24 protein-coding genes are annotated in these 21324 nt (G+C 70.0%); 16 read left to right on the top strand and 8 right to left on the bottom strand.

Annotation, left to right across the window (positions count from 1 at the left end):
* Nucleotides 1–10 precede the first annotated feature (10 nt).
* From ACFPOE_RS05040 to ACFPOE_RS05025, 4 genes are read right to left on the bottom strand one after another with little or no spacing between them, the layout of a single operon-like run.
* Nucleotides 11–1516 (bottom strand): carboxylesterase/lipase family protein, encoded by a 1506-nt coding sequence (locus ACFPOE_RS05040; RefSeq protein ID WP_376848925.1) that lies wholly within the window; start codon nucleotides 1514–1516, stop codon nucleotides 11–13.
* A gap of 4 nt (nucleotides 1517–1520) precedes the next feature.
* The gene (locus ACFPOE_RS05035; protein ID WP_376848924.1) at nucleotides 1521–2381 is read right to left on the bottom strand and encodes an IclR family transcriptional regulator; all 861 of its coding nucleotides are present in this window, start codon (nucleotides 2379–2381) and stop codon (nucleotides 1521–1523) included.
* Nucleotides 2382–3320 carry a PDR/VanB family oxidoreductase gene (locus ACFPOE_RS05030; protein ID WP_376848923.1) on the bottom strand — a complete coding sequence of 313 codons (939 nt, stop codon included), beginning with the start codon at nucleotides 3318–3320 and terminating at the stop codon, nucleotides 2382–2384.
* Nucleotides 3321–3324: 4 nt separating this feature from the next.
* On the bottom strand, nucleotides 3325–4308 hold the full coding sequence (locus ACFPOE_RS05025) for a DODA-type extradiol aromatic ring-opening family dioxygenase (RefSeq protein ID WP_376848922.1): 984 nt from the start codon (nucleotides 4306–4308) through the stop codon (nucleotides 3325–3327).
* A gap of 103 nt (nucleotides 4309–4411) precedes the next feature.
* On the opposite strand from ACFPOE_RS05025, the gene rfbC reads away from it, so the two are divergent.
* From rfbC to ACFPOE_RS04995, 6 genes are read left to right on the top strand one after another with little or no spacing between them, the layout of a single operon-like run.
* Nucleotides 4412–4963, top strand: coding sequence for a dTDP-4-dehydrorhamnose 3,5-epimerase (gene rfbC, locus ACFPOE_RS05020; RefSeq protein ID WP_376848921.1), 552 nt, complete (start codon nucleotides 4412–4414; stop codon nucleotides 4961–4963).
* Nucleotides 4964–4992: 29 nt separating this feature from the next.
* The gene (locus ACFPOE_RS05015; protein WP_376848920.1) at nucleotides 4993–5970 is read left to right on the top strand and encodes a Bug family tripartite tricarboxylate transporter substrate binding protein; all 978 of its coding nucleotides are present in this window, start codon (nucleotides 4993–4995) and stop codon (nucleotides 5968–5970) included.
* On the top strand, nucleotides 5967–6941 hold the full coding sequence (locus ACFPOE_RS05010; protein WP_376848919.1) for a Bug family tripartite tricarboxylate transporter substrate binding protein: 975 nt from the start codon (nucleotides 5967–5969) through the stop codon (nucleotides 6939–6941). The genes ACFPOE_RS05015 and ACFPOE_RS05010 overlap by 4 nt, the downstream gene beginning before the upstream one ends.
* The gene (locus ACFPOE_RS05005; protein ID WP_376848918.1) at nucleotides 6941–7753 is read left to right on the top strand and encodes a pyridoxamine 5'-phosphate oxidase family protein; all 813 of its coding nucleotides are present in this window, start codon (nucleotides 6941–6943) and stop codon (nucleotides 7751–7753) included. The genes ACFPOE_RS05010 and ACFPOE_RS05005 overlap by 1 nt, the downstream gene beginning before the upstream one ends.
* A gap of 34 nt (nucleotides 7754–7787) precedes the next feature.
* A complete protein-coding gene (locus tag ACFPOE_RS05000) occupies nucleotides 7788–9128 on the top strand; it encodes a Rieske 2Fe-2S domain-containing protein (RefSeq protein WP_376848917.1) in 1341 nt (446 codons plus the stop codon).
* Nucleotides 9125–10108, top strand: coding sequence for a Bug family tripartite tricarboxylate transporter substrate binding protein (locus tag ACFPOE_RS04995; RefSeq protein ID WP_376848916.1), 984 nt, complete (start codon nucleotides 9125–9127; stop codon nucleotides 10106–10108). The genes ACFPOE_RS05000 and ACFPOE_RS04995 overlap by 4 nt, the downstream gene beginning before the upstream one ends.
* Here the strand turns inward: ACFPOE_RS04995 and ACFPOE_RS04990 are convergent.
* Entirely contained in the window at nucleotides 10093–10374 is a 282-nt protein-coding gene (locus tag ACFPOE_RS04990; protein ID WP_376848915.1) for a hypothetical protein, read from the bottom strand. The two genes, ACFPOE_RS04995 and ACFPOE_RS04990, sit on opposite strands and share 16 nt — an antisense overlap.
* 208 nt (nucleotides 10375–10582) lie before the next feature.
* Between ACFPOE_RS04990 and ku the strand changes: the two genes are divergently transcribed.
* From ku to ACFPOE_RS04965, 5 genes are all read left to right on the top strand, one after another.
* On the top strand, nucleotides 10583–11536 hold the full coding sequence (gene ku / locus ACFPOE_RS04985; RefSeq protein ID WP_376848914.1) for a non-homologous end joining protein Ku: 954 nt from the start codon (nucleotides 10583–10585) through the stop codon (nucleotides 11534–11536).
* A gap of 80 nt (nucleotides 11537–11616) precedes the next feature.
* Nucleotides 11617–11901 (top strand): DUF3892 domain-containing protein, encoded by a 285-nt coding sequence (locus ACFPOE_RS04980; RefSeq protein ID WP_376848913.1) that lies wholly within the window; start codon nucleotides 11617–11619, stop codon nucleotides 11899–11901.
* Between the two features lie 170 nt (nucleotides 11902–12071).
* Nucleotides 12072–12281, top strand: a complete 210-nt coding sequence (locus tag ACFPOE_RS04975; RefSeq protein WP_376848912.1) for a KGG domain-containing protein — start codon at nucleotides 12072–12074, stop codon at nucleotides 12279–12281.
* A gap of 134 nt (nucleotides 12282–12415) precedes the next feature.
* Nucleotides 12416–12664 (top strand): hypothetical protein, encoded by a 249-nt coding sequence (locus ACFPOE_RS04970; RefSeq protein WP_376848911.1) that lies wholly within the window; start codon nucleotides 12416–12418, stop codon nucleotides 12662–12664.
* A gap of 152 nt (nucleotides 12665–12816) precedes the next feature.
* A complete protein-coding gene (locus ACFPOE_RS04965; RefSeq protein WP_376848910.1) occupies nucleotides 12817–13116 on the top strand; it encodes a DUF4148 domain-containing protein in 300 nt (99 codons plus the stop codon).
* 70 nt (nucleotides 13117–13186) lie between these two features.
* Here ACFPOE_RS04965 and ACFPOE_RS04960 read toward each other — a convergent pair whose 3' ends face one another.
* From ACFPOE_RS04960 to ACFPOE_RS04950, 3 genes are read right to left on the bottom strand one after another with little or no spacing between them, the layout of a single operon-like run.
* A complete protein-coding gene (locus ACFPOE_RS04960; RefSeq protein ID WP_376848909.1) occupies nucleotides 13187–14893 on the bottom strand; it encodes an ankyrin repeat domain-containing protein in 1707 nt (568 codons plus the stop codon).
* A gap of 22 nt (nucleotides 14894–14915) precedes the next feature.
* Entirely contained in the window at nucleotides 14916–15719 is an 804-nt protein-coding gene (locus tag ACFPOE_RS04955; RefSeq protein ID WP_376848908.1) for a LytR/AlgR family response regulator transcription factor, read from the bottom strand.
* Nucleotides 15716–16819 (bottom strand): sensor histidine kinase, encoded by a 1104-nt coding sequence (locus tag ACFPOE_RS04950; protein ID WP_376848907.1) that lies wholly within the window; start codon nucleotides 16817–16819, stop codon nucleotides 15716–15718. Before ACFPOE_RS04950 ends, ACFPOE_RS04955 begins: the two co-directional genes overlap by 4 nt.
* A gap of 225 nt (nucleotides 16820–17044) precedes the next feature.
* On the opposite strand from ACFPOE_RS04950, the gene ACFPOE_RS04945 reads away from it, so the two are divergent.
* From ACFPOE_RS04945 to ACFPOE_RS04925, 5 genes are read left to right on the top strand one after another with little or no spacing between them, the layout of a single operon-like run.
* Nucleotides 17045–18274: an aromatic ring-hydroxylating oxygenase subunit alpha gene (locus tag ACFPOE_RS04945; RefSeq protein ID WP_376848906.1), complete on the top strand. Its 1230-nt coding sequence runs from the start codon at nucleotides 17045–17047 to the stop codon at nucleotides 18272–18274.
* Entirely contained in the window at nucleotides 18271–18654 is a 384-nt protein-coding gene (locus tag ACFPOE_RS04940) for a hypothetical protein (RefSeq protein WP_376848905.1), read from the top strand. Before ACFPOE_RS04945 ends, ACFPOE_RS04940 begins: the two co-directional genes overlap by 4 nt.
* Before the next feature lie 25 nt (nucleotides 18655–18679).
* Nucleotides 18680–19723, top strand: coding sequence for an ABC transporter substrate-binding protein (locus ACFPOE_RS04935; RefSeq protein ID WP_376848904.1), 1044 nt, complete (start codon nucleotides 18680–18682; stop codon nucleotides 19721–19723).
* The gene (locus tag ACFPOE_RS04930; protein ID WP_376848903.1) at nucleotides 19723–20526 is read left to right on the top strand and encodes an ABC transporter ATP-binding protein; all 804 of its coding nucleotides are present in this window, start codon (nucleotides 19723–19725) and stop codon (nucleotides 20524–20526) included. Before ACFPOE_RS04935 ends, ACFPOE_RS04930 begins: the two co-directional genes overlap by 1 nt.
* Nucleotides 20523–21323 carry an ABC transporter permease gene (locus ACFPOE_RS04925; protein ID WP_376848902.1) on the top strand — a complete coding sequence of 267 codons (801 nt, stop codon included), beginning with the start codon at nucleotides 20523–20525 and terminating at the stop codon, nucleotides 21321–21323. The genes ACFPOE_RS04930 and ACFPOE_RS04925 overlap by 4 nt, the downstream gene beginning before the upstream one ends.
* The last annotated feature ends 1 nt before the right edge of the window (nucleotide 21324 follow it).

Here is a 21324-nt window from a genome sequence, read left to right as displayed (position 1 = left end):
CGCGCCCATTCTAGCCAGCTGCCGCGTCGTAGAACCGGTCCAGGAAGTCCAGCTGCGGCTGGCGCCAGCCGCGGCCCGGCTCGACGGTGTCGCCGAAGGCCATGTAGTTGTCGGCGGCCGGGTCGTAGGGCGCCCAGCGCGGCAGGGTGGGTGCGTTGGGGTTGCCGGTCGCTGCAAACGCGGTCCATGCCTGCATCATGGCGGTGGAGATTTCGCGGTCGGTGGTGTCGTAATCCACGGTCTCGCCTGCCGGCGCATCGGCGATGGTGCCGAACACATAAGCCACTTCCTCGCCGTGGTGCGGGCCGTCGGCCTGGTGCGGCCGGCGCCGCAGGAACAGGTAGCGCCAGGTCTTTCGCTCCAGCGTCGACATGGCCTGGGCCAGCAGCCGGGTGCCGTAGTTGAACTGCGTGTCGGCGAACATCTCGGCTACGCGCGCGCGGACCTGCTTGTCCGACGCCGCCGGATAAAGCCGCATGGCCTTGGCCGCGGCGTCGCCGAAATTGGCCTGCACGACCTCCTTGTAGCCGGCCACGCTGTCCACCGGCCAGGCCTTCGTCAGCAGCGTGCCCTCGTCGGCATTGCTGCCCACCAGCAGCGGCATCGCATGCAGCCGGTGCGACTTGAACACCGGGCGCTCGTCTTGCGGCAGCAGCCAGCCGTCGCGGATCGGGCGCAGCACCCGCGGCGTCGTCAGCCCGCGCACCTTGGGCGAGAGCAGCGCGGTCTTGGCCAACAGTTCGTCGGCCGGCAGCGCGCGCAGGGCATCGATGTCGTCGCCCAGCGCGGTGCCAGCCTGTTGCGCCTCGGCCAGCGTGGACAGCGGGCGCGCCGCGCCCGGGCTGTGCAGGATGGCCTGCTGGAACAGGCCCTTGCCCATCGGCGAGGCCAGCAGCAGCGAGATCGAGGCCGAACCGGCCGAGACGCCGAAGGCAGTGACGCGCGCCGGATCGCCGCCGAAGGCCGCGATGTTGCGCTTGACCCATTGCAGCGCGGCGATCTGGTCCAGCAGGCCGTAGTTGCCCGAGACGCCATGCTCCGACTCGCGGCTGAGCGCGGGATGGGCCAGGAAGCCGAACAGGCCGGCGCGGTAGTTGAAGCTCACCACCACCACGCCCCGGCGCGCCATGGCCTCGCCGTCGCTGCGCAGGTCCGAGCCGCTGCCGCCGGCAAAGCCGCCGCCGTGGATCCACACCATCACCGGCAGCGAAGCGGGAGCGGCGCCGGCCGGTGCCCAGACGTTCAGGAACAGGCAGTCCTCGCTTTGCGACGGCGCGCGCAGCCGCGGGTTCGGCGCCTGCGGCAGGTCGGCGCCGAACGCAAGCGCGGGCCGCACCTCGGTCCAGGGTTTCACCGGCTGCGGCGGCCGCCAGCGCAGCGGCCCCACCGGCGGCGCCGCATAGGGGATGCCCTTGAAGGCGTTGACCACCTTGCCGCGGCGCAGCGGCAGGGCGATGCCTGCCACCGGGCCCTCGACGGTGGGCACCACGACCTGCGGATTGGTTTGGTCGGACATTTGCTTAGCGGCGGCCGAGTGAAGGAGTTGGTGGTGCGGCGGCCATGCGCCTGCGGATCTCGGCGGCCATCTCCACCAGCTTGCGGCCGTTGCGTTCCATCACGGCCTGTGTCTGCGCCTGCGCCGAGCCCTGGGAGTTGAGCGCCATCAGCGTGCGGCCGTCGGCGTGCACGTAGGGCACGGCGACCGAGTTGGTGCTGCGCTGGAAGGTGCCGGCGGCGATGCAGTAGCCCTTGTGCTCCACCTGCGCCACCGCGTCGTCCAGTTCCTGCTGCAACGCCGGCCACTCGCGCCGGTAATAGCCGGACAGCTCGCCGTACAGCCGCTCGCGCTCGTCGGCGCGCATCGCGCCGATGCAGGCGCGGCCCATCGCCGTGCGCACCAGCGGCACCCGGAAGCCCACGCGCTGGCGCCGGTTCGGGTTGGCTTCCCCCAGCGCGTATTCCAGGTACAGGATGCTCATGCCCTCGTGCACGCCCAGGCCGACGTTGGTCTTGCTCCTGGCCGCCAGCTCCTCCATCAGCGGCCGCGCGATCGCCGGCAGCGCCATGTTGGCCAGGTACGGATAGGCCAGGCCCACCACGCCGGCGGCCAGCTCGTACTTGCCGAACTCCTCGCGGTAGTGCAGGTAGCCCAGCTGCGTGAGGGTGTAGGTCAGGCGCGAGATCGTGGACTTGGGCAGGCCGGTGACCTGCGCCAGTTCGATGTTGCCCAGCAGGGTCTGATCGAGCTGGAAGGCGCGCAGGATCGCAAGGCCCCGCGCCAGTGCGTTGTTGAACCGCGGATCCTCGTCTTCGGTCTTGATCTGGATGCCTTCCCCGTAATCGGGCAGCATCGGCTTGTCCTTGCGCGTCGGTCGTCCCACTCAGAGATCCAATATCAAAATGTCTTCCTTGCTGCCGGAGCAGCAGACCATCATCACGTTGTTGGCGGCCTTCTCCTCGTCCGACAGCAGCGAGTCGCGGTGGTCCGGCGTGCCGGCCAGCACCCGGGTCTCGCAGGTGCCGCAGATCCCCTGCTCGCAGGACGCCGGCACGTCGATGCCACCCGCGCGAAGTGTATCGAGGATGCTGTGGCCGGGCGCAACGTAGACGCTGCCGCCGGTCCTGGCCAGCTTCACCGTGAAGCCGCCGGCCACGGCGGCGGGCTGCACCGGGCTGAAGCGCTCCACGTGCACCAGCGCCGGCGGCCGGCCGGCGGCGGCGGCCTCGAAGGCATCGAGCATCGGCCCGGGACCGCAGCAATACAGGTGCGCATCGGCCGGCGCGGCGGCCAAGACGGCGGCGATGTCCAGCGGCACGCCGCCGTGCTCGGCATCGACGTGCAGGTGGCAGCCCGTGCCGGCCAGCACGTCCAGGAAGGCCGCTTCCTCGCGCTGGCGCACGCCGTAATGCAGCTCGAAGGAGCGGCCCAGCACCTGCAGCCGCTGCACCATGCAGGCGATCGGCGTGACGCCGATGCCGCCGGCGATCAGCACCGTGTGCAGCGCGTCTTCGTTCAGCTCGAAGTTGTTGCGCGGGCCGCCGACCTGCAGCACCGAGCCGGCCCGCAGCTCGTCGTGCACGCAGCGCGAGCCGCCGCGGCTGTTGATGTCGCGCTTGACGCCGACCACGAAGCGGTGGTGCTCGTGCGACGGATTGCACAGCGAATACTGGCGCACCAGCCCGTTGGGCAGGTGCAGGTCGATGTGGGCGCCGGCGCCAAAGGCGGGCAGGGCGGCGCCGTCCAGCGGCGTGAATTCGTACAGGTTGATGCCGGCGGCCGCGTAGCGGATCGCGCTCAGCCGCATCGCGAGCAGGTCCATCGGCCTAGCTCCAGTCGGCGAAGCACAGGCCGGTGCCGGTGCCGGCCGGCGTGCGGTACGCCGGGATGTACTGCATGTCGCCGAGCTCGAGGTGCTCGGAGGCGCCGGCCATGCAGATCCAGTTGCGGATCTCGGAGTTGCCGGAATTGAGCTGGGCGCGCGCGATGCCGGTGAGCGAGGCCACGTCTCGCTTGCGCAGCGCCTGCATCACGCGGGTGTCGAGCTCCTCGTCCACCGTGAAGTGGCTCAGGCCGCCCGAGGCCAGCACGCCCACCCGGGCGTCGCCGGGAAAGCTCGCCACCGCCCGCGCGATCGCCTGGCCCAGCTTGTAGCAGCGGGCCGGGCTCGGCTGGTTGGGCGGGTAGTAGGTGTTCAGGAACACCGGCACCACCGGAATGATGCTGCCCTTGAGCAGCCGGTTGTGGACGAAGCCGAAGGCGTGGCCCTCGCCGTAGCCCTCGGCGATGCGGTCGGCGCAGGCCAGGTCGAATTCGTCCTCCATCAGCCGGTCGATCAGGTGCGAGGCCAGCTTGTCGTCCACCGGGTAGTCGCGCGGCTGGTCCGGCTCGAAGTAGCGGGCCGAAGCGGCGCGCGCCCAGTCCGGCCCGGGGTGGTCCGCCAGCGGCACGTTGCGGATGGTGGCGCCGCGGTACAGCAGCATCGCGGGCATGTTGTCGTCGCCGTACAGCTCCTTCTGGTCGTCGCCGACCACGATCAGCGTGTCCAGCCGGGCGCTGCGCACGATGTCGCCCAGCCGCTCCACCTGCGCCAGCGCCGCCTGGTGCCGCGCCGCGAACACCTCGGGGGTGAGCTGCGCGCCCATCTGCGGATCGGCCTGTGCCAGCAGCTGCTCGTAGGTCATCGGCCGACCGGCCTTGTCCAGGTGGGGCCGCAGCCGGTCGCGCTCGATGAAGCGCGACCAGTCGCCCAGCGGCGCGTTGAGCATGGGGGTGTGGGAGGTGCCGATTCCGAGGACGATTCTGGACATGGGTGTGATGGAGGGCTAGGGAAACTACGGAGAAAAATCTGCAGCGAGTTTGCGCTATCTCAAAAATGGAATTATATTCCGATCCAGTTTTTCAGAAAGCCACATGGAGACGACTTCGCTGGGCCTGGCCGGCCTGTTCTTGATCGAGCCGGACCGCAGCGCCGACGCCAACGGGCGCTACAGCTACTACTACAGCGAGCGGGAATTCGAGCGGGCCGGCATGGCCTCGCACTACGTGCAGGAGCACGCGTCGTTCTATCCGCAGCGGCACACCGTCCGCGGGCTGCACTTCCAGCGCCCGCCGCACGCGCAGCACAAGGTGGTGCGGGTGGCGCGCGGCCGCATCCTCGACGTCTGCGTCGACATCCGGCGCGGATCCCTCACCTACGGCCTGCATGCCTCGGTGGAACTGGCCGGCGGCGACTGGCGCCAGCTGCACGTGCCGCCGGGCTTCGCCCACGGCTTCTGCACGCTGGAGGACGACACCGAGGTGACGTTCCGGCTCACCGACTACAACGACAAGGCGCTGGCCGCCGGCCTGCGCTGGAACGATCCGGCGCTGGCCATCCGCTGGCCGTGCGGCGACGCGCCCGCCTTCGTCTTTCCGGCGGACCGCGAGTGGCCGCTGCTGGCGCAGCTGCAGTCGCCGTTCTGACGCCGCACCCGAATCCACAGGAGACAAGCATGACCACCCGACGTTCCACTCTGCAGGGCCTGGCCGCGGGCGCGCTCGCGCTGGCGGCCGGCCGCAGCTTCGCGCAGGACGACAAGCAGCCGATCACCATCCTGGTGGGGGCGGCGTCGTCGATGGATTTCACCGCCCGCCTGATCGCCGACCAGATGCGCGAGGCGCTGGGCCGGCCGACCATCGTGGTGCCCAAGCTGGGCGCCGGCCAGCGGCTGGCGCTGGGCGAATGCAAGCGGGCCGCGCCCGACGGCCGCACGCTGGTGTTCGCCACCAGCGGCCCGTTCGCGATCTATCCGCACATCTACAACAAGCTGGACTACGACCCGGTAGCGGACTTCACGCCGATCGCCGGCGTCTCGGCCTTCGACGTGGCCGTCGCCACCGGCCCGATGGTCGGGGCCAGCACGCTGGCCCAGATGGTGGAGTGGGCGCGCGCGCGCAAGCCCGGCGACGCCGTGTTCGGCTCGGCGCCAGGCAACGGCTCGCTGTCGCATTTCGTCGGGCTGTCGATCGCGCTGGCCACCAGCACGCCGATGACGCACGTCGCCTACAAGGACAGCGGGGTCGGCATCATCGACCTGGCCGGCGGCCGGCTGCCGATCATGATCACCGGCCTGAGCCCGCTGGTGGAGATGCACAAGGCCGGCCGGATCCGCATCCTGGCGGTCTCGGGCGACACCCGCTCGCCGCTGGTGCCCGAGGTGCCGACGCTGCGCGAGGCCGGGGTCAACGTCAGCAGCACCACCTCCACCGGCGTGTTCGGGCCGCGCGGCATGCCGCCGGACATGGTGCGGCGCTACCACGCCGCCATCGTGCCGATGCTGGCCAACCCGGCGATCAAGGACAGGCTGGCCGCGCAGGGCATGACGCCGTGGCCCGCCACCGGCGCGCAGCTGGCCGCTTCGCTGGCCGAGGAGCGCAAGCGCTTCGAGGTGCTGGTCAAGGCCAGCGGCTACGTGAAGGAAGACGCATGAGCACCCGCCGCTCCACCCTGCAGGGCCTGGCGGCCGGCGCGCTGTCGCTGGCAGCCGGCGGCACCTGGTCGCAGGACGACAAGTCGCCCGTCACCATCCTGGTCGGCGCCGCGTCCTCGATGGACTTCACCGCCCGCCTGGTCGCCGAGCAGCTGCGCGAGACGCTGGGCCGGCCGGTGATCGTGGTCAGCAAGCTGGGCGCCGGTGGCCGGGTGGCGCTGGGCGAGCTCAAGCGCTCGGCGCCCGACGGCCGCACGCTGATGTTCTCCACCAGCAGCGCGTTCGCGATCTATCCCAACATCTACAACAAGCTCGATTACGACCCGGTCGCCGACTTCACGCCGATCGCCGGCATCTGCTGGTTCGACGTCGGCGTCGCCACCGGCCCGATGACCGGCGCCACCGACATGAAGCAGCTGATCGCCTGGTCGAAGGCCCAGACGGCCGGCGCGGTGTACGGCGATGCGCCGGGTGCCGGCTCCTCGTCGCACTTCGTCGGCATCGCGATGGCGCTGGCCACCGGCGTGCCGATGGCGCCGGTGCACTACAAGGACAGCGGGGTCGGCATCATCGACCTGGCATCGGGCCGGCTGCCGGTGCTGATCACCGGCACCAGCCCGCTGGTGGAGCAGCACAAGAGCGGCCGCATCCGCTTGCTGGCGGTTTCCGGCCAACAGCGCTCGCCGCTGGTGCCCGACGTGCCGACGCTGCGCGAAGCCGGGGTGAACGTCGCGATCCAGAACTCGGCCGGCCTGTACGGCCCGGCCAAGATGCCGCGCGAGCTGGTGGAGAAGATCTACAACGCCGTGATGCCGATGCTGGCCAAGCCGGACGTGCGCGACCGGATGGCCGGCCAGGGCATGGCGCCGTCGCCGATGACAGGCCCGCAGCTGGCGGCGTCGCTGGCCGACGAACGCAAGCGCTTCGAAGCGCTGGTGAAAGCCAGCGGCTACGTGCGGGAGGACGCGTGATGGCGGCTGCGCGGATCGACGCCGCCCGGGCCTTCCTCGCCGCACTCACCGCGCCGGCGGAGCGGGCGCAGCCCCGCTTGCAGTCGCTGTTGCATCCCCAGGCGAAGTTCATGACGCTGGGCAAGGGCGCGCAGGGCGCCCAGGCAGTCGCCGAGTTGCTGGCCAGCGCGCCCAACGGCGAGCTGGCGCGCAAGCTGCAATGGCAGGAGCCGCTGGCCGTCGACGACAAGGTGCGGCTGACCGGCGAGCGCCGGCCGGGGACGATGGACCGCGGCCTGGTGGTCACGCTGGGCTTCGAGGGCGATGCGATCGCGCTGGTGCAGCAGCAGCGCACGCCGCCGCCCCAGGCCACGCCCATCGTGCTGCCCGAGACGCTGAAGGCGATGGTGGACCACGCGCTGGTGGAGCGCCATCCGATGCTGGTGGCCTATTGCGATCCGCAGGGCCAGCCGGTGCTGAGTTTCCGCGGCTCGGTGCAGGCCTGGAGCGACGACCAGCTGGCGCTGTGGATCCGCAGCGCCGACGGCGCATTCATCCAGGCGATCCGCAAGAACCCGAAGCTGGCGCTGGTCTACCGCAACGAGGAGAGCAAGGCCACCTACAACTTCCAGGGCCGGGCCCGGGTCACGGCGTTGGCCGCGGACCGCCAGCGGGTGTTCGACGCTGCCCCGCAGGCGGAGCGGGAGCACGACTTCGCGATGCTGGGCGTGGCGGTGATCGTGGACCTGGACCGGGTGGAAGGCTACTCGGGCCTGGGGCCCGGCGGCCAGGTCGGCCAGATACGGATGCTGCGCGACGCCGCGGCGCAATGAATTTTCCTTTTCCTTGATCGATGTGGAGCGAACCATGAAGCAGAGCAAAGACAGCGAAGACCTCACCCGCGTCGGACCCGGCAGCGTGATGGGCAATTTCATGCGGCAGTACTGGATCCCGGCTGCGAAGTCCAGCGAACTGGAGGCCGACGGCACGCCGATGCGGCTGCTGCTGCTGGGCGAGAAGCTGGTCGCCTTCCGCGACAGCGACGGCAGGCCCGGCGTGATGGACCACATGTGCCCGCACCGCAATGCCTCGCTGGTGCTGGGCCGCAACGAGGAGGGCGGCATCCGCTGCATCTACCACGGCTGGAAGTTCGACGTGCAGGGCAACTGCGTCGACATGCCCAGCGTGCCGCCCAGCCAGGACTTCAAGGACAAGGTCAAGGCCAAGGCCTACCCGGCGGTGGACCGCAACGGCATGCTGTGGGTCTACATGGGCGAGCGCAAGGTGCCGCCGCCGCTGCCGATGGTGGAAGCCACGCTGCTGGGTGAGGGCGAGGTGGACATCTCCTTCATGATGCGCAGCTGCAACTGGATGCAGTCGCTGGAGGGCGACATCGACACCTCGCACTTCGGCTTCCTGCATGTGGGCCACCTCGACCCGGGCAACGTGCCAGAGGGCCATCCGCTGGAGCACACGGCCACCGAGCGGGCGCCCGAATACCACGTGCGCGACACGCCCTGGGGCACCAACTACGGCGCCTACCGGACCGTCAAGCCAGAGACGACCTACTGGCGCTTCGCCAACTACATGTTCCCGTTCTGGACCCAGACGCCGCAGGGCGAATTCCCGCACAACATCCAGGCCCGCGCCTGGGTGCCGCTGGACGACGAGCACACCATGATGATTTTCTGGCGCCGCCGCAGCAAGAAGCTGGGCAACACCGGCGCGCCGCTCAAGGACGGCAAGCCGCTGGGCGGCGCCCGCCCGCAGCCGGAGTTCGCGCCGCGGGACACCGGCTGGCTGGGCCGCTACAAGGTGGTCGCCGACGAATCCAACGACTGGACCATGGACCGCGAAGCGCAGCGCACCAACCGCATCTATTCCGGCATCGACCACATCGGCCTGCAGGACCAGGCCGTGACCGAGAGCATGGGCGCCATCACCGACCATTCGCACGAACACCTCGGCCCGGGCGACCTGATGATCGCCAGGACCCGTCGGCGTGCGCTGCAGGCGGCGCGGGCCTTCGCCAGCGGCACGCCGGCGCCGGGCATCGACCAGCCGGAAGTGATGATGGGCGCGCGCAGCGGCTACTTCGAGGAGCACCAGTCGGTCGAATGGCAGCAGGCCTACGACGAGCACATGAAGCAGGCGGACCGTGTGCTCAAGCCAGCAGCAGCCGGCGCCGAAGCGGCGATGGCCAAGTGAGGCTGCAGACGACGTCGCGGCGCCGCGCGCTGGGCACGCTGGCGGCCGGCGCGCTGGCGCTGGCCGGCGGCCGGGCCGGCGCCCAGGACGACAAGTCGCCGATCCGCATGCTGTGCGGCATCTCGGCCGGCTCGGGCAACGACTTCACCGCCCGCCTGGTGGCCGAGAAGATGCGCGAGGTGCTGGGCCGGCCGGTGATCGTGGAGAACCGGCCGGGCGCCGGCCAGCGCATTGCGCTCAACGAATTGCGGCGCTCGCCGCCGGACGGCCGCACGCTGATGCTGTGCACCACCGGCCCGTTCACCATCTATCCGCACATCTACGCCAGGCTGGATTACGACCCGGTGCGGGACTTCACGCCGATCGCATCGGTGGCCTCGTTCGACGTCGGCATCGCCACCGGCCCGCAGATGAAGGCGCGGACCATGCAGGAGCTGATCGCGCTGGCCAGGGCCGACAAGTCCTTCGCGGCCTTCGGCTCGCCGGGCAACGGCTCGCTCTCCCACTTCGTCGGCATCTCGATGGGGCTGGCCACCGGCATCGAGCTGACCCACGTGCCGTACAAGGACAGCGGCGTGTCGGCGCTGGACCTGGCCAGCGGCCGGCTGCCGATGCTGGTCACCGGCGTCAGCCAGATGGTGGAACTGCACCGCGCCGGCAAGATCCGCATCCTGGCGGTCTCCGGCGGCAAGCGCTCCTCGCAGCTGCCCGATGTGCCGACGCTGCGCGAATGCGGCATCAACGTGAGCAACACCACCACCTGCGGCGTCTACGGGCCGGCCGGCATGGCGCCCGAGCTGGTGCGCCGGTTCTCGGCGGCGGCCCAGCTGGCGGTGCAGGGGCCGGGGCCGCGCGAGCGGCTGGCGCGCTACCTGTTCGAGCCGGCGCCGGCCGGGGCGCAGGAGCTGGCGGCGCTGATGGCCGACGAGAGCCGGGACTTCGCGCGGCTGGTCAAGGCCAGCGGCTACTCACCGGAATAGCCGCTGCTGGGCAGGCTGCCCGGCTCGATGGCGTGTTCGCGGCGCCAGCGGCCGTCGGACTTCTTTTCCACCGAGATGTTGAGCGTCGACGGCTCGCCGTCGAGCAGCGCCGAGAAAGTGGCATAGATCGTCTCGTGGCCGCGGTCCGGCAGCACGTAGGCGTAGTCGAACCGGAACTCGCTCAAGGCGAGGGCATCGCGGTAGGAAAAGACTTCCTGGGCGCCGTGGTACAGCCACAGCTCGTCTTCGTGCTTGATGAGGTTCATGGTTCACCACCTATCCCTGATGCAACGAATCTAGTCGCCGCACCGGCTTCATTCTGGTGACGAATTCACAGGATTCCAGCGCCTTTTTTGCGCCGTTGCGCCGGCCTTGCGCGGCGGGCGCACGCGGGATTGCTGGCTGTCCTACAGCTGCCGAGCCATGCCTGGCCTAAGCTGGTGGACCAACTCCTCGACCCAAGGCAGGCACATCATGGCGACCGCGAGCACCCGCACCGTCTGGAAAGGCGCAATCAGCTTCGGGCTGGTCCACATCCCCGTGGCCCTGTACAGCGCCACCGCCGAAACCCGGCCCAGGTTCAACCTGATCGACAAGGCGTCGATGAGCCCGGTGGGCAACAAGCAGGTGAGCAAGACCACCGGCGAGGCGGTCCAGCGCGAGGAGCTGGTCAAGGGCATCGAGGTGGAGGACGGGCAGTACGTGGTGCTGTCGAAGGAAGAAATCCGCTCGGCGCTGCCCAAATCGACCCAGACCATCGAGATCGAGGCCTTCGTGCAGGCCGGCGACATCCCACCGGTGTATTTCCAGAAGCCGTATTACGTGGCGCCGGACCGCAAGGGCCAGAAGGCCTACCTGTTGCTGCGCGACACGTTGCGCAGGACGGGCAAGGCCGGCCTGGCGCGGGTGGTGATCTCCACCAAGCAGCACCTGGCCACGCTGGCTCCCTACCAGGACGGCCTGGCGCTCTACCTGCTGCGATGGGCCGACGAGGTGCGCGATTTTCCGGCGTCGGCGATGCCTGACGCGGGCACGGCCGCGCCGACCGAACGCGAGATGAAGATGGCCGAGCAGCTGGTCAACGACATGGCCGACGCCTGGAGCCCGAGCCTGTTCCATGACGAATTCAAGCAAAAGCTCAACGAGCTGGTGCAGGCCAAGGCCAAAGCCGGCGATGTCGCTACGCTGCAGCCGCTGCCCGGCGAGGAAGTGGCCGCCCCCAGCGCCGAGATCATCGACCTGACCGAGCTGCTCAAGCGCAGCCTGAAGTCGCCCGCGACGGCAACGGCGCCGGCCACCAGGGCCAGCCGCGCCCGCGCAGCCGCAGCCAACGACGAGGCGGCGCCGCTCAAGCGCGCCGCCGCCAGCAAGACGGCTGCCAAGTCGCGCGCCAGCGTCAAGCCGGCGCCGCGCCGCAAGTCGGCGTAGTGCCGCAGGGTCGAAAAGGGGGCGGCGGCATCTGTTCAAATGTGGGCCGCCAGCTTCCTGGCGTCGTTGAACAACAAGAAATGCCGTCCCTCAAGATCCTCTGCACCCGCAAGACCTCCAGCCAGCAGCAGCCGCTTCGCATCAGCCACATCGGCGGCACCAACAATTCGAAATTGCCGTGGACGCTCACGGTCGACGAAGCCATCCGCACCATCGAACTGCGGCAGTACACCTTCCTCGTGGTCCGCGACGGCCGCCGCACCGAGGTGCAGGTGGCTCAGACCGGCGAGGGGCAGAAGTACCTGCGCTGCGCGGCCGATGCAGCGGGCACCGATACGCTGGGATCGCTGCCGGATTGCCCCTGACGAGCCCGGTTTAGCGTAGAGCTCTTGCCGCAATTATTGCCGGTCCGGAACGACTTACCGATGAGCTGTAGGACGGCTGCCCGACTGTTTCCTCAGCTATACGAAATGAGGTTATCGCTCTGCAAACTAGCTTCTCCAGCAATCGGCTGGAATGTCTCAAGGAGAGTGAAATGACTGAGAAGTATGAGGGGTCGGTCCCTCGGGCGAAGCGCGGTTTTGCTGCCATGTCACCCGAGCGCCAGCGCCAGATCGCCAGCCTCGGCGGACGTGCCGCTCACCAGAGCGGCCATGCCCACGAGTTCACTTCCGCCGAAGCGCGGATCGCCGGCAAGAAGCGCCACGAGCGCCGCGTCGAGCCGGGCACGGTGGTGGCGCTCTGAGCGGCCGCTCCGGTGCCGACAGGCCCCGCCGCGGCGGGGCTTTTTTTCGCCTGCGTTTCCCACTATCCGAACGTTCAATTGCCGCTGCCTCAGCCGCGGGGCAGGATCGTTGCACAACATTCAGGGGAACGGACATGCAGGATCAGGGACAGATTCAGATCGCGCGCGCCTTCGGCGCCTGGCAGCGCGCCCACCAGAAATGCTGTGAGGCCGAGGAGCGGCTGGCTGCCGCCGTCCTGGCCTGGAAGCAGGGGCTGCAGCCCCGGCCCGACGCCTTGCAGGCGGAGGTGCTGAGCCTGAAGGCGGAGCAGGAGCGGCATTACGACGTCGCGGCGCAGGCCCTGCGCAGCCGCAACAGCGGTCCCGCGCCGTTGGCGGCCTGAGCCGGTCCGGTTGCCGCTGGCTCCGCTGCGCCGACGCGTCGCGGCCATGATCCGGCGGTTCGTCGCAGGCGGCTGGAAAGCCGCTGCGGGTTCGCCCACAGTCCACCGGGTCGAAGGCACGGGCCTTCGGCACAACCCGGAAGGACATCATCATGAAGCACCTTGCACTGCTCTCCCTGGCAATCGTCGCCGCGGCCGCCGCTCATGCGGAAGGTTCCACCGGCGCCGACGACTACAACCTGCAGAACCGCAACCAGCCGACGACCAGCGCGCTGACACGCGCCGAAGTCCAGGCCGAGTACCAGCGCGCCGCTGCCGCCGGAGAAATCCAGTACGGCGAAGGCGGCGAAACCTCCGTGATCAACCAGCAGGCCGGCTCGTCGCGCGACGTCGGCGCCGTCAAGGAAGAAGCCGTCCAGGCTGCCCGCAATCACCCGCAGGACGTCGCCTGACGCGGGCCGCGCAACGCGCGGACCTTGCATCCCGTGCCGGGCAGCCGGCACGGGCATTTTTTTGCCCGCATCAATCGCGCGCGCCGGCGTCGAGCAGGAGCCGCGCGACTTCGGCGTGCCCGCGTTCTCTGGCTGCGCGCAGCGCCGTGTAGCCGCCGACCAGGGGTTGCCGCGACGGCGGATGGCCGCTGAAGTAGTGAGTGATGCCGCGCTCGAGCAGCGGCGGCCAGTCGCGGTCGCTGCGTGCGTTGACCCGGGCGCCGGCCGCCAGCAGCGCGCCGACGGCGGTGGCATTGCCCGCACTGGCGGCGAACATCAGCGGGGTGACGCCGGCGCGGTCGGCGGCATTGACTTCCCGCGTCCACCGCAGCAGCCTCGGCACCGCGTCGCCCTGCCCCAGGGCAGCGGCGAAATACAGCAGGTGGCGGTCGGCGGGCCCCGCCTTCTCGCCGCGCGCCAGCAGGCGCAGTGCCACGTCGGCCCGACCGTGCAGCACCGCCCAGGTGAGCGGCCCGATCCGGATGCCGGTGAGCACGCCCTGGTCGTTCAGCACGGGAATGCTGGTGGCCCCGGCCGGGTTGCCCGGCAACGTAGCGGCATAGGGTTCGCCCGGCGGCGGGATGCCGCGCTCGAACTCGATCCGGCCGCCGTGCTCCAGCAGCAGGTCGACGAAGCCGGCGCGGCCCGCAATGGCGATGGCGAGCATCAGCGGCGTCGCGCCCCGGTCCTGGATGTTCGGATCGGCGCCGCGCCGCAGCAGCGCGCCGGCCCGCGCCACGTTGTCGGGTGGCGCGATGGCGCCGGCCGCCGCCTGTGGGTCGCTGCCGGCGGCGCGCACGGTGAAGGTCTGCTCGGTGATGAGCGACGACAGCGCGGTGTGGCCGGCCGCGTCGACCGTATTGAGATCGAGGCCGCGCGCGACCAGGGTGGCGAGCAGCGGCGGGTTGAAGCTTGCCAGCCTGGCGAGCTGGATGGAGACGCAGCCGAAGCCCGCGCCCCTGGCGCAATCGGGCGCGTCGGCCAGCTTCAGGTTCGCACCGGCCTCGACCAGGGCCTGCGCCAGCGCGTAGCGTTGGCGGAACAGCGCACGCACCAGCAGCGGCTCGCCGTAGTTGCCGCGCGCGTTCGGATCGGCGCCGCGCTGAACCAGCAGCACCGCCGTGTCTTCGTCGCCGCCCTCGAGCAGCTTCCAGATGGCCCGCGAGCGCGTGGCGCGCACGTCGAAGCCGCGCTCGAGCAGCGGACGCACCAGCTGCGGCTGCCTGGCGTCGATCGCGATGGCCAGCAGGTCCGTGTCCTTGAGCGGAGTGTCGAGCCTGGCGCCCACGGCCAGGAGGGCATCGACGGCCGCCAGGTCGCCGCGCTCGACCGCCAGGGCGACTGCGCTGCGCCCGCGCGCGTCGAGCGCGTTGGGATCGGCACCGGCCTGCACCAGCAGGCGCGCCATCGCGGCGGAGCGGGCCTGGTGGATCGGCGCCCGGCCGGCCGCGTCGCGGCGGTTGGGATCGGCGCCGCCACCGAGCAGCAGGCCCGCGATGTCGGGGAAATCGCGGTTCACCGCCATGGTCAGCGGCGATTCGTGCGTCCGCCCGCTGTGGCTGTCGCTGAAGTTGAAATCGAGCGGCCGGCGCGCGCGCACCAGGGCCGCGATGCGCTGGCCGTCGCGCCTGGCGATCGCGAACTGGATGTCGTCGTCGGGCGCGGAAAGCGGTGCCTGCGCCAGTGCGCTCAGCGCCGCCGCCAGCGCCAGGCCCGCAATCAGCAACCGGGGATGCAAGGCGTTGCTCCCGGCGGCCCGCTCACATCGCGCGGAACAGGTGGGCGAACGCGCGGCTCACCTTGACCGGCCGCTGCAGGCCGCGCAGCGCCAGGCTGTAATGGCCGTTCTCGTCGCGCACCGCGCTCAGGATGCAGGCGGTATTGACCAGCGCGCTTCGATGGACCTGGATGAACTCCGTGCCGTCGATGCGCGCCGCCAGCTCGCGCAGGCTCATGCGCACCAGCGATTCGCCGGCGGCGGTGACCACGTTCACGTATTTCTCGGTGGCTTCCAGGCAGATCACGTCGCCCACGGGGATCATGCGCACCGTGTTGCCGACCCCGGCCCGGATCACCTTGATCCGTTCCTGCTCGGCGGGCGGCGCTTCGATGGCCTGCAGCTGCTGCATCAGTTCGGCCCGGCCTTCCGCGCGCGCCGCCTGCGGCCGCTGCGCCAGCCGCTCCTTCAGCCGCTGCACCGTCAGCGCCAGCCGCTGCGCCGTCACCGGCTTGAGCACATAGTCGGCGGCGGCGCGCTCGAAGGCCGCCAGCGCGAATTCGTCGTGTGCCGTGACGAACACGATCAGCGGCGGCGCCTGGCCGTCGGGCCAGTCGTCGGCCACCGCCTGCGCCACGTCCAGCCCGCTGCGGCCTGGCATCCGGATGTCCAGGAACAGGACCTGCGGCAGGTGCTGCAGCGCCAGTTCCACCGCCTGCGGCCCGTCGCTCGCGACCGCGGCGACCCGCAGCTGCGGCCAGGCGTCGCCGAGCAGCCGCACCAGCGTGCGGGCCAGTACCGGCTCGTCTTCGGCCACGACGGCGCAGGGCAGGGCGGGCTGGCTCACGGCGCCGGATCCATCCGGGGAAAGCGCACCACGGCGCGGGTGCCAGTCGGCTGGGCCGGCTGCAGAACGAGCGAGCCGGCGGCCCCGTACAGCGCCTGCAGGCGTTCGCGCACATGCTGCAGGCCGTAGCCGGCGGGGCCGGGGCGGCCGGGCGCCGGGGCCGGGTGCGGCTGCGGGGCCAGGCCCGGGCCGCTGTCGCAGACCGAGATCTCGATGCCGTCCCCGGTCTCGCGTGCGCAGACCTCGATCCGGCCCACGCCCACCTGCGGCTCCACTCCGTGCTTCATCGCGTTTTCCACCAGCGGCTGCAGCAGCATCGGCGCGATCGCCGCGCTTTCCAGGGCGGCAGGCAGGTCCAGGCGCCACTGCAGGCGCGGCCCCATGCGCGTGGCCATGATGTCCAGGTAGGCGCGCAGCTGCGCGAACTCCGCGCCCAGCGTGGTCCAGGGCACCCGCGAGGCCGCCAGCGAAGCGCGCAGGTAGGTGATCAGCTGGTCGATCATCCGCTCGGCCGCGTCGGGATCGTCGCGCACCAGCGAGCGCAGGTTGGCCAGGGTGTTGAACAGCATGTGCGGCTCCAGCTGCGAGTGCAGCAGCCGCAGGTGCGATTCGCTGGCCAGCCGCTGCGCCTCGGAGCGGGCTGCCGCTTCGCTGGACAGCTGCTCGCGGGTGGCGAAGTAGTGCAGGCCGAGGCCGGCGACCAGCGTTGCCACCACGATCGGCACCAGGCCCTCGGGCCCCTGGCCGAACAGGCGCATCGGCTCGCCCAGCAGCAGGATGGCGATCGCGTGGCCGGCGATGTAGCCGCCGGCCAGCGCCACCAGCGCCAGCAGCACGCCGCGCACCACCGGCTCCAGCCGCCAGAACGGCGAGGAGCTTTTCATCAGCAGGATGGCCAGCGTCATGGTCAGGCCCACGCATTCGGTGAAGACCAGCAGCCGCGGGAAGGTTTCGCCCGAGGGCGCCGCCTGGTGCAGCAGCGCCGCGGCCAGCGCCCAGAACGCCGCCGAGCCGGCCAGCAGGCGGACGGCCCCGCCCCAGGTGCTGGGGTTCAGGATCGGGTCGTGGCCGTGGTCGTGATCGGGGGCACCGGTGTGCATGGCGTCATCACTCTAGGAGCCCGCGCGGGCCAGGTCCAGTGGCTGTGGCGCCGCAGCACCGGGTTTTGTCCTCCAGCCGTCGAATCCGGGTGCCGAACGGGAGGCCTGCGGTAATCTCGCAACGATCGAGTCAAGAGTGGAATTCCGCGGTGGCCGCCGAGGCATTGCGGGTTACCATTGGTTACCTACGGGACGAGGCAGCCTCGGGCTGCACAAGGAGTTGAGGTGCAGTCATCGCAGACGGAGACGGTCGCACAGAGGCAGGAACGGCTCGCCGGGGTGGGCTATCCGCCCGACAAACTCAAGACCAAGGTGGACCTCGCCGCCATGCTCAAACCAGAGCATTTCGCGCTGGAGCGCGAGAAGATTTTCCGCCGCTCCTGGCTGATGGTCGGCCACACCGACGACGTGCCCGAGCGCGGCAGCTACATCGTGTTCGAGATTCCGACCTTCAAGGCCTCGCTGCTGGTGGTGCGCGGCCAGGACGACCAGGTGCGGGTGTTCCACAACGCCTGCCGGCACCGCGGCAACAAGCTGGTGCGCGAGGGCGAGGGCTGCCGCAAGAGCTTCATGTGCAACTTCCACGGCTGGATCTTCTCCAGCGAGGGCAAGCTGGACGTGATCACCGACCCCCACATGTTCGAGGCGGTGGACAAGGAGGATTACGGCCTGATCCCGGTGACCTCCCAGGTATGGGAGAACCTGATCTTCGTGAACTTCGACGAGCAGCCGCGCGAGACGCTGGAGGAGTTCCTCGGCCCCGAGTTCTTCGGCCGCTACCAGGGCTACTGGGACCTGCACCGGAAGGTGGCCAGCTACAGCTTCGAGATCAAGGCCAACTGGCACCTGGGGGTGAATTCGTTCACCGAGGGCTACCACACGCTGTACCTGCACAAGAACACGGCGCGCGACTACCAGGGCGGCCGCATCAACCCGCAGCGGCACCGCCCCCACATGGAGCTGATGAAGCGCCACCACCGCTACTCGGCGCCGGGCAACCCGGACCACCGCATCCTGCCGGTGGAGGAACTGGCGATCAGGTACGGCCGCAAGATCCTGCCGGCCTTCGACTTCGACTTCTCGATGCTGCCCGACGGCGTCAACCCGACGCGCTATGAGTATTGGGCCTTCGACGTGCTGGAGTTCTTTCCCAACCTGGTGGTGGTGGCCGGCAACCACTTCCGCGCCGAGATGAGCTTCTGGCCGATCGACCACGAGCGCACGCTGGTGACCAACCGCACCTACAACTACAAGCCGAAGAACCTGGGCGAGCGCCTCAGTCAAGACTACTTCCGCGCCCGCGGCCGCGACGTGGTGCGCGAGGACCTCAACACGCTGGAGGCGCAGCAGCAGATGCTGGCCTCGGGCTCGATGCCGCACGTGCTGCTGTCCAAGCAGGAGATGGCGCTGCAGCACCATTTCGCCGTCACCCGCGACATGCTGGAGGCGCCATGACGTCCGTCGTCACCTTCCACCCGCAGGCAAAGGCGGACCCGGGGCCGGTGCTGCCCGAGGCCTTCGCCGACCTGGCGCCCTGGGTGGCGCACTGGTCGATCCGCACCGAGAAGGGCCGTGCCGAGAAGCGCGTCTCCACGCCGATCGAGCTGCTGCGCGAGTTCCACGCCGCCGTGTCGCCGCGGCTGGAGGCGATGTTCCAGTACTTCAACACGCTGCCCAATGATCCCGACGCGCTGGCGCCGCCGGACGCCCGGCTCTACGGGCTGGCGCAGATGGTGCTCGAGGCATCGGCGCCGATCGACCTGCAGTGGGACACGCCCGACATCGAGGACGTGTTCCCGCTGCAGCGGATGAAATTCCATCCACCCAGCATCTGACAAGAACCCCCTTCCAGGAGACTCCATGCCCGTCAATCCCCTCCGCCGCCTTGTGGTCGCCATCGCTTGCGGCCTGCTGGCCGCCGGCAGCGCACTGGCGCAGGCGCCGGCCGCCGCGCCGACCAAGGTCACGGTCTCGATCCTGTTCATCACCGCCGACGTCGGCGTGTTCTGGGGCATCGAGCAGGGCTACTACAAGGAGCAGGGGCTGGAGCTGGACCTGCAGCGCATGACCAGTGCCGCCGACGCCATCGCGCTGCTGGCCACCGACAAGCTCGACGTCGGCAGCGGCAGCGCCACGCCCGGCCTGTTCAACGCGCTCAAGCGCGGGCTGCCGATCCAGATCGTGGCCGAGAAGTCCGCGGTGCGCCCGATCGGCCCGGACACCAACACCGCCGGCTCGGGCAGCATCCTGGTGCGCGCCGACCTGAAGGACCAGGTCCGGACCGTCGCCGACCTCAAGGGCAAGCGGATCGGCGTCAACAGCCTGCAGTCCACCACGCTGAATTACGTGATGCGCGGCATCTCCAAGGGCGGCCTGGGCAAGGACGACGTGGTGTTCGTCGAGATGCCGTTCAGCCAGTTCGTGCCGGCGCTGCAGAAGAAGGCAGTGGACGCCGTGATGGTCTACCCGCCGCTGGTGCAGACCATCGAGAGCAAGATGAGGCTGGCGTACTCGATGCCGGAATCGGACCTGCACCGCACCTCGGCCAACGACGCCACCAACATCATGATGTTCTCGCCCGGCTTTGCCAGGACCGACGCCGCCCGCCGCTTCATGGTGGCGCACCTGCGGGCCCAGCGCGACTACATGCGGCTGGTGCAGGCCGGCCAGCAGAACGAGGTCTGCAAGGTGATCAACAAGTACACCCCGGCGATGCCGGCCGATTGCACCGGCATGAGCTTCACCGGCGTCGACCCCAACGGCGCCATCAACGTCGAATCGCTGGAGCGCTACCAGAAGGAGTGGATGGACTGGGGCGTGATGAAGGAGCCGGCGGACATCCGCAAGAGCGTCAACACCGAGTTCGTCCGCAACGCGGTGACGGTGCTCGGGCCGGCCCGCTGATGGCGGACGCGCCGCCGGCCCTGAAGATCGCGGTCCGCGGCCTGCGCAAGAGCTTCCGGCTGCGCGGCGGCCAGCCGGTGGAAGCGCTGCGCGACATCGACCTGGAGATCGCCGACGGCGAGTTCGTCTCCATCATCGGCGCCAGCGGCTGCGGCAAGACCACGCTGCTGCGCATCGTCGGCGGCTTCGAGCAGGCCGACGCCGGCCAGGTGGAGATCGCCTCGGCGCCGACCGAAAGCGGGCTGGTCACTTCCACCGTGTTCCAGGAGGAGTCGGTGTTTCCCTGGCTCACCGCGCAGGACAACGTCGGCTACGGCCTGAAGATCCGCGGGCTGCCGGCGGCGCGCCGGCAGCAAGTGGTCGACCATTTCATCGAGAAGGTCGGACTCGCTGCCTTCCGCAACGCCTACCCCTCGCAGCTCTCGGGCGGCATGCGCCAGCGCGTCAGCGTGGCCCGGGCCTTCGCCAACGAGCCCGAGGTGCTGCTGATGGACGAGCCCTTCGGCGCGCTCGACGAGCAGACCCGGCTGGTGCTGCAGGACGAGATCCTGCGGCTGTGGAGCCAGCACCGCTGCACCGTGCTGTTCGTGACGCACAACCTGGACGAAGCGATCACGCTGTCGGACCGCATCGTGGTGCTCAGCGCCCGGCCGGGCCGGGTGCGGGCGGTGATTCCGGTGGAGCTGCCGCGGCCACGCAACGTGATCGCCCTGCGCAGCAACCCGAGATACGGCCAGCTGTACCAGCAGCTGTGGGACCTGCTGCAGGCCGACATCGCTGCCGCGCCGGAGCTGGCCGCATGACCATCGTCCAGCGCGGCCAGCTCAAGCAGCACGGCGAGGCCAGGGCGCGCTGGCAGCGGCTGCTGCGGATCGCCTCGCCCTTTCTCCTCTTGCTGCTGTGGGAGGCGATGTCGCGCCAGGGCATCCTGGACCGGCGTTTCTTTCCCCCGCCCAGCGAGGTGGCGGTGACGGCGCGCCAGATGCTGCAGGACGGCTCACTGGCCCGGGCCGTTGGCGACAGCCTGCGGCGCCTGGCGATCGGCTACGCCGGCGGGGCGGTGCTGGGCATCGTCGCCGGTCTGTGGCTGGGGCTGTCCTCCTGGTCGCGGGCGCTGTTCGAGCCCTGGCTGATCGTCACCTACCCGGTGCCCAAGCTGGCGATCTATCCGCTGCTGGTGCTGGTCGTCGGGCTGGGCGAACCGCCGATCGTGATCATGCTGGCGGTCGCGGTCTTCTATGTGGTGGCGATCAACCTGATCGCCGGCGTGCTGGCGATCCGCCCGGTGATCCTGGACGTGGGGCGGGACTGCGGCGCCAGCTTCCTGCAGCTGGTGCGGACCATCGCGCTGCCGGCGGCGATGCCGCACATCTTCACCGGGCTGGAAATCGCGATGGGCATCGCCTACATCGTGCTGGTGGCCGCCGAGTTCGTCGGCGCCAGGAGCGGCCTGGGCAGCGTGATCTGGTCCAGCTGGCAGCTGTTCGACGTGGCGCCGATGTACGTGGCCATCGTCACCATCAGCGTGCTGGGCTACGCCTCGGTGATGCTGCTGCGGCTGGCGGCGACCCGCGTGATGCCCTGGCGGCGCAAGGCCTAGC

This window comes from Caenimonas terrae, assembly GCF_042655405.1.
Lineage (GTDB): Bacteria > Pseudomonadota > Gammaproteobacteria > Burkholderiales > Burkholderiaceae_C > Ramlibacter > Ramlibacter terrae_A.
The sequence above is the reverse complement of the archived record's forward strand: the minus strand, read 5'-3'. Positions and strand labels throughout refer to the sequence as shown.

Excerpts from the sequence above, each read along its gene's own strand:
- ACFPOE_RS05040 (WP_376848925.1), bottom strand. The coding sequence starts at position 1,516 with ATGTCCGACCAAACCAATCCGCAGGTCGTGGTGCCCACCGTCGAGGGC.
- ACFPOE_RS05030 (WP_376848923.1), bottom strand. The coding sequence starts at position 3,320 with ATGGACCTGCTCGCGATGCGGCTGAGCGCGATCCGCTACGCGGCCGCC.
- ACFPOE_RS05025 (WP_376848922.1), bottom strand. The coding sequence starts at position 4,308 with ATGTCCAGAATCGTCCTCGGAATCGGCACCTCCCACACCCCCATGCTC.
- rfbC (WP_376848921.1), top strand. The coding sequence starts at position 4,412 with ATGGAGACGACTTCGCTGGGCCTGGCCGGCCTGTTCTTGATCGAGCCG.
- ACFPOE_RS05015 (WP_376848920.1), top strand. The coding sequence starts at position 4,993 with ATGACCACCCGACGTTCCACTCTGCAGGGCCTGGCCGCGGGCGCGCTC.
- ACFPOE_RS05010 (WP_376848919.1), top strand. The coding sequence starts at position 5,967 with ATGAGCACCCGCCGCTCCACCCTGCAGGGCCTGGCGGCCGGCGCGCTG.
- ACFPOE_RS05005 (WP_376848918.1), top strand. The coding sequence starts at position 6,941 with ATGGCGGCTGCGCGGATCGACGCCGCCCGGGCCTTCCTCGCCGCACTC.
- ACFPOE_RS05000 (WP_376848917.1), top strand. The coding sequence starts at position 7,788 with ATGAAGCAGAGCAAAGACAGCGAAGACCTCACCCGCGTCGGACCCGGC.
- ACFPOE_RS04990 (WP_376848915.1), bottom strand. The coding sequence starts at position 10,374 with ATGAACCTCATCAAGCACGAAGACGAGCTGTGGCTGTACCACGGCGCC.
- ku (WP_376848914.1), top strand. The coding sequence starts at position 10,583 with ATGGCGACCGCGAGCACCCGCACCGTCTGGAAAGGCGCAATCAGCTTC.
- ACFPOE_RS04980 (WP_376848913.1), top strand. The coding sequence starts at position 11,617 with ATGCCGTCCCTCAAGATCCTCTGCACCCGCAAGACCTCCAGCCAGCAG.
- ACFPOE_RS04975 (WP_376848912.1), top strand. The coding sequence starts at position 12,072 with ATGACTGAGAAGTATGAGGGGTCGGTCCCTCGGGCGAAGCGCGGTTTT.
- ACFPOE_RS04970 (WP_376848911.1), top strand. The coding sequence starts at position 12,416 with ATGCAGGATCAGGGACAGATTCAGATCGCGCGCGCCTTCGGCGCCTGG.
- ACFPOE_RS04965 (WP_376848910.1), top strand. The coding sequence starts at position 12,817 with ATGAAGCACCTTGCACTGCTCTCCCTGGCAATCGTCGCCGCGGCCGCC.
- ACFPOE_RS04950 (WP_376848907.1), bottom strand. The coding sequence starts at position 16,819 with ATGCACACCGGTGCCCCCGATCACGACCACGGCCACGACCCGATCCTG.
- ACFPOE_RS04940 (WP_376848905.1), top strand. The coding sequence starts at position 18,271 with ATGACGTCCGTCGTCACCTTCCACCCGCAGGCAAAGGCGGACCCGGGG.
- ACFPOE_RS04935 (WP_376848904.1), top strand. The coding sequence starts at position 18,680 with ATGCCCGTCAATCCCCTCCGCCGCCTTGTGGTCGCCATCGCTTGCGGC.
- ACFPOE_RS04930 (WP_376848903.1), top strand. The coding sequence starts at position 19,723 with ATGGCGGACGCGCCGCCGGCCCTGAAGATCGCGGTCCGCGGCCTGCGC.
- ACFPOE_RS04925 (WP_376848902.1), top strand. The coding sequence starts at position 20,523 with ATGACCATCGTCCAGCGCGGCCAGCTCAAGCAGCACGGCGAGGCCAGG.